The organism is Blautia sp. MSK18_10, assembly GCF_020553185.1.
Lineage (GTDB): Bacteria > Bacillota > Clostridia > Lachnospirales > Lachnospiraceae > Blautia_A > Blautia_A wexlerae.
The window spans coordinates 1-4,885 of record NZ_JAJCGT010000081.1 but is presented as its reverse complement, the minus strand read 5'-3'; the positions used below and the strand labels follow the sequence as shown (position 1 = coordinate 4,885).

Annotated in this window: 8 protein-coding genes; all 8 read right to left on the bottom strand. The window is 32.7% G+C overall.

Features of this window, described 5'->3' with window-relative positions; translation table 11 throughout:
• Positions 1-200: 200 nt before the first annotated feature.
• The 8 genes from LI074_RS16690 to LI074_RS16655 all read right to left on the bottom strand — a co-directional run bounded on the left by LI074_RS16690 (position 201) and on the right by LI074_RS16655 (position 4,587).
• Positions 201-863, bottom strand: a complete 663-nt coding sequence (locus LI074_RS16690) for a site-specific integrase (protein WP_055052779.1) — start codon at positions 861-863, stop codon at positions 201-203.
• On the bottom strand, positions 847-1,344 hold the full coding sequence (locus LI074_RS16685) for a hypothetical protein (RefSeq protein WP_022379980.1): 498 nt from the start codon (positions 1,342-1,344) through the stop codon (positions 847-849). The genes LI074_RS16690 and LI074_RS16685 overlap by 17 nt, the downstream gene beginning before the upstream one ends.
• 17 nt (positions 1,345-1,361) lie before the next feature.
• A complete protein-coding gene (locus LI074_RS16680; RefSeq protein WP_008703158.1) occupies positions 1,362-2,006 on the bottom strand; it encodes a hypothetical protein in 645 nt (214 codons plus the stop codon).
• Between the two features lie 506 nt (positions 2,007-2,512).
• On the bottom strand, positions 2,513-2,797 hold the full coding sequence (locus LI074_RS16675) for a DUF2442 domain-containing protein (RefSeq protein ID WP_008703159.1): 285 nt from the start codon (positions 2,795-2,797) through the stop codon (positions 2,513-2,515).
• 24 nt (positions 2,798-2,821) lie between these two features.
• A complete protein-coding gene (locus tag LI074_RS16670; protein WP_428845675.1) occupies positions 2,822-3,106 on the bottom strand; it encodes a type II toxin-antitoxin system YafQ family toxin in 285 nt (94 codons plus the stop codon).
• Positions 3,094-3,363, bottom strand: coding sequence for a type II toxin-antitoxin system RelB/DinJ family antitoxin (locus LI074_RS16665; RefSeq protein WP_008703163.1), 270 nt, complete (start codon positions 3,361-3,363; stop codon positions 3,094-3,096). Before LI074_RS16665 ends, LI074_RS16670 begins: the two co-directional genes overlap by 13 nt.
• A 614-nt stretch (positions 3,364-3,977) precedes the next feature.
• On the bottom strand, positions 3,978-4,175 hold the full coding sequence (locus LI074_RS16660; protein ID WP_008703164.1) for a hypothetical protein: 198 nt from the start codon (positions 4,173-4,175) through the stop codon (positions 3,978-3,980).
• A gap of 85 nt (positions 4,176-4,260) precedes the next feature.
• Entirely contained in the window at positions 4,261-4,587 is a 327-nt protein-coding gene (locus tag LI074_RS16655) for a hypothetical protein (protein WP_008703166.1), read from the bottom strand.
• Positions 4,588-4,885 lie beyond the last annotated feature (298 nt).

Sequence of the window (4,885 nt, the reverse complement as noted above, 5' to 3'; positions counted from 1 at the left end):
GCAAAAATTTTTGCCTGAAATCATCAATTTGCTATTGACTTTTTATTTGCAGGCTTGGTATGTGTTTGGTGTAAAATTGGTGTAATAAAGCTCTTTTTGACCGTTTCAGAATCAAATTGGTGTAAGCTTATTGTTACAGAACTGTTAATTTTGGTGTAAGCTAGCTATTTTTTATCTAAAAATGGTGTAAGCTTATTACATTACGAAATACGTCTATTATTTAGCTTCTGAATTTCGTTTGTCAAGCGTTCATTTGTAACATGATTATACAATTCCATCGTCATTTTCATAGAAGCATGACCCATGATATCCTGCAATGTTCTTGGATCAACTCCGGCTTCTGCCATACGAGAGCATGATGTATGTCTCAGGAGATGTGGATGTATATGTGGTAATGGCTCTATTGTTCCACCAAACTTTTTGATATCAGAATTATAATCATCTACAATACGATTCAGAATACGTCCAATAGTTTGTGTGATAAATGGTTTATTTTGCCTGTTAGAAAATACAAAATCCTTATATCCATCTATTTCGATCTCTGTTTTCTTATCCATCTCAATCTGATTTTTCATCTGTTCCATAAGAGCATCCCTTGCGGCATTTGATAATGGAACATTACGAACACCAGATTTAGATTTAGGAGTAAGTATTTGATATTGACAAGCATCTTTTCCTACATTGTTGTATTGTAACTGGTGAGTGATATTTACAAAGCCATGTTCTAAATCTACATCATCCCATGTCAAACCACAAACCTCTCCAACTCTCAGAGCAGTTTCAAGCATAAATACAAACAATGGATAATAATATGCATACTTGCTATTTTTAATGTATGTAAGAAAATTATCCTGCTGCACCATTGTTGATATACTGAACATCAAACTGTGTCAGATGTTCAATGATTAAACAGTTTTTATACCACACCTTAATATTAAGAACATTCGGCACCATTGTTGACACTCTAAGATCAACTTCATCTATGAGTTGGCTCTTACACTCTTCTACTTGTTCACTTAAAGGCTTAATTCCAGAATGTGCCAATGACTTATAATATTCGTTAGCTTCATCATAGGTTGAAAATATATCGCACAAATTATATGGTGGATAACTTATAGCAAAATCGCAGCATTGATCTTCAACCCAAACGATATATTTGCCTTTATATTTTGTCATTACAACATAAGCAGGTATATGATTCTCATTGTACGATGACTCTTCCTCAAAGAATCCATAAACATCACTTTTAATTTCTTCGGTATCTTCCAAATCATCAATATAATCAATGAACTCTGTAATTTTATCTTCCGTATCTAATCCAATTGTCCGAAATTTTTCATTCATATGAATTGATTCTCCTTTTATCTATCCGCATTGAAATCAACAAAAAATATCTGTCTCTCACATTCATCCTTATATTTCGGATATGTATTAGCAATTTTTTCAAGTACCGCAATTTTAACTTCTGGATAAGCTTCTACTGATCCTACTTTTCCATCAATACTGCCAAGAAAATTATCATAACTTACCAAATTATGTCTGATATAGTTTACAATCCAACGATTGATAGTTTCTTCATTGGCTGTATAAGCATTTTTCATATATGGCTCATCAATCCAATCACCATTTAAAGAACATGGATGACATTGATACCACTCTTGTTTTGCTTTTAGTGCCTTAGTCTTTAATTCTTCATCCGATAAAACTTTTATAGTAATTGAATCTATAAACAACTGAACACTATGATTCATATTGCTATACTTAGTTTCGACTGCTTTACTTGCTGATTTCTTACGCTTATTAGCTTTCTCCATAGCATCTTGAAATTCTGATGTTGTCATTACCTGCTTAACGGTATCTTCATCCCACAATCTCATAGGAGCAGCCTTTCTATAATGAGGATTCGCTTTCAATACTGGATCTGGAAGAAATTTACTGATTAAACTTTTCGTCCATCCATACTCTTCAATAATTCTTGACTGAGTAATCATTTTATTATCATTCATAATACATAGCTCTCCTTTCTCTCAGTGGACAGATGCAACTCCATCCACTGATATTGATATATATTTCTCTGTGTGTCTTAAAGTTCCACTACATATTTACGTGATGGAATCTCAATCTCTTTATCAAGTTTAATTGACTGATTCACAATCATTCTGAGGACTTTGCAAACATACTCTTCGTCACCTCTGATTTCAGAAGGCTTTATCAGTATCAGATATGGATCAAGTTCATTGGCATGTTTTACAAGAAAATCAGCATATTCTTGTGAAGTAATCGATAAAATGCTACATAAATTAGTAGAAGATTCTGGACTAATGATGGCTATATTATCAGCGCCATTATACGATTTACCCAATTATAATAGGCGCAAATTTTTTAAAGAATTCTCATTATTGCTAGAAAAATATAGCAATTCTTCTGATTATTAAATCTTAATTTTGAAAAGCCCCCAGGATTAACTCCCGAGGACTTTCATACTGCTCATATTAAATTGTGATCACATTATTCAAGCAATCAGATTATTAATGGATTCTAACTCATATACAGTAAATGGATCAATGTCAATACAACTGGATTCATCTCTGTTGCCAGAAAGATCCCATGCAAGAGTACCATTCATAACGGTACAAGCTTCCTTAAATGCATCAATATCTCTTAATGGCTTAAATATTTCTGTTTTCAAATCTTCTGTAGCATCATAGTCTACAATCTTACCGTCATCAAAGAATACCTGTACATGAAAATTATCCAATGGTATCACCTGTACTACTGTTGGAAAATATTCGTTCATATTGTTATAGTCCTATTATTTTAATCAAAACAAATCACTATGACTTCCAGTTCTTGTCAAATATAGGAATAGTTCATCTTCATAGACTTCATAAATCAACAACCAATCAGGAGCAATATGACATTCTCTGCAATTACTATAATTTCCTGAAAGATTATGATCTCGATTCTTCGGCGGTAATATTTCACCATTTGCCAATTTTTTGATGATATCAGTCATTAACCTCATATCGTATCCACGTTTCTGAATACGTTTTAAGTCTTTTTGAAACTTACTGGTCGGCTTAACCGTATATTTCATGCTAATAATTCCTCCATCATCTTGTCCACATCTGTATATGCTTTTCCAAGAGAAGGATTCTGTTTCATCTGCTGCACTTCATTAATTGCTGATATTGTTTCACTGTTTGGTATTTCTCTGGTAATCTCAAACGGTATTCCCTGTTCTCTGATTGCCTGTTTTACAAAAATTGTGAATGCAGTTGTCAGATTCATACCTAAATCATTGAAAAGATCTTCTGCTTGTTTCTTTAAATTATCATCCATTCTAATTGATACATTTGCCATAAATCCACCTGCTTTCTAATCTATTTATATTATCATTATATAGCTTATGCAATGCATTGTCAATACTATGCATTATTTCAAGAATTATATCTTTTCCATCCTTATATAAATATCTGCATCGGCAGCAGACATCTTATACTCGTTTCTACACAATATATTAATGAACTAACCATCAAATTTCAACGATAATGCTTTAAGGGTAAAGTTGTTAGGGTAGATGGTTTTCGTTGGAAATTTAAGGTTATATATAAGGATTTTCAGCATAGAATTGATTCTGTGAGGGATGGTTATGGTTATACGGATGACTGTATTAGTTCCCTTCCGTTATTATAAGCAGGATAACGGAAGTCTTATGAAAAAGCCCTCCGTCCTGTCTATAGAAGTAAACTAAATATTACTTCCGTTCCTGTTTCTAAACAACTGACTTCGGTTTTTAAACAATGAATTTATCGCATTTTTCCGTTGTCTGATGCGTTTCTAAACCGACAGAAATTTGAACCTACCCTTAAAATCCCATCACATCAGGTTCTTCCCATTGTTCCGCTGTGACTCCCAACGATTCCAGAAGCTTATCAATCGGTGCTTCATCTTCATTTCTGTATTATTTAATTCCATTACTTCTCTAATCCTTTCTCAGCCATATTATTTTCATCAATTGTCCTGTCAGCCATTGGACACCACTCTGGACTTGTCTCAGGTAAATTATCCTCGCCCAGTTTACCCATCAAATTTACTCTATTTCTATTATCACAATAATACATTTTCTTATTGACAGCATAGCATTTTACATATTCACAATCTTTACATCTCATTACTCTTCTTCTCCTTCTTCGTATTCGTCATCTTTATTATTTGCTTCTTCTTTGAGATAATCTCCATACGCTTCGCAAGCACGATTTAACACAGTACCAGATTTAAACTTTGCCTTATATCTTTCTGGAATCTCATACACATTTTTGCCTGTTCTTTCCATTCCAGAACATGTTTTTTTTCTTTATAAAATTTAGGTTCTACAGTGAAAAATCCTAATAATACCAGTTTATCTCCCTTAGCCAAAATATCCTCTATAGTGCGAAGCATATAACGGATTGTCCAGTATGTATTCCAGTAGTCTCCACCTATCCTATTTTTTGGTATTCTCTCATATTCTTTGAATCTATTAGCTTCTCTCATTTTATCATGTACCATTTTGGTAAATTCTGCTTCATATATTGTTTTGTTCATCGTCTTTTCCTCCTTGCTTTTGTTCTATGAAATCACCATTTCTTTGATAATATTTTTAAGCACTAAAATAAGCCCACGTACCTATTGTTATAAAAGTACATGGACTTATTCAGATGTTTAAATGTTCTTGTATTGTTATAGATGTAATGCTATATTCTGTGGTGTAAATTTGGTGTATTTATACCTGTTTAACACCTGTTTTCCCTTGATTTTACGGGATAAAATCGTAAATGTGATATTATATGCATATTATTCAAAAACACAAGTGGTATTTATATTTTTTTGTGAAATTTTGTTG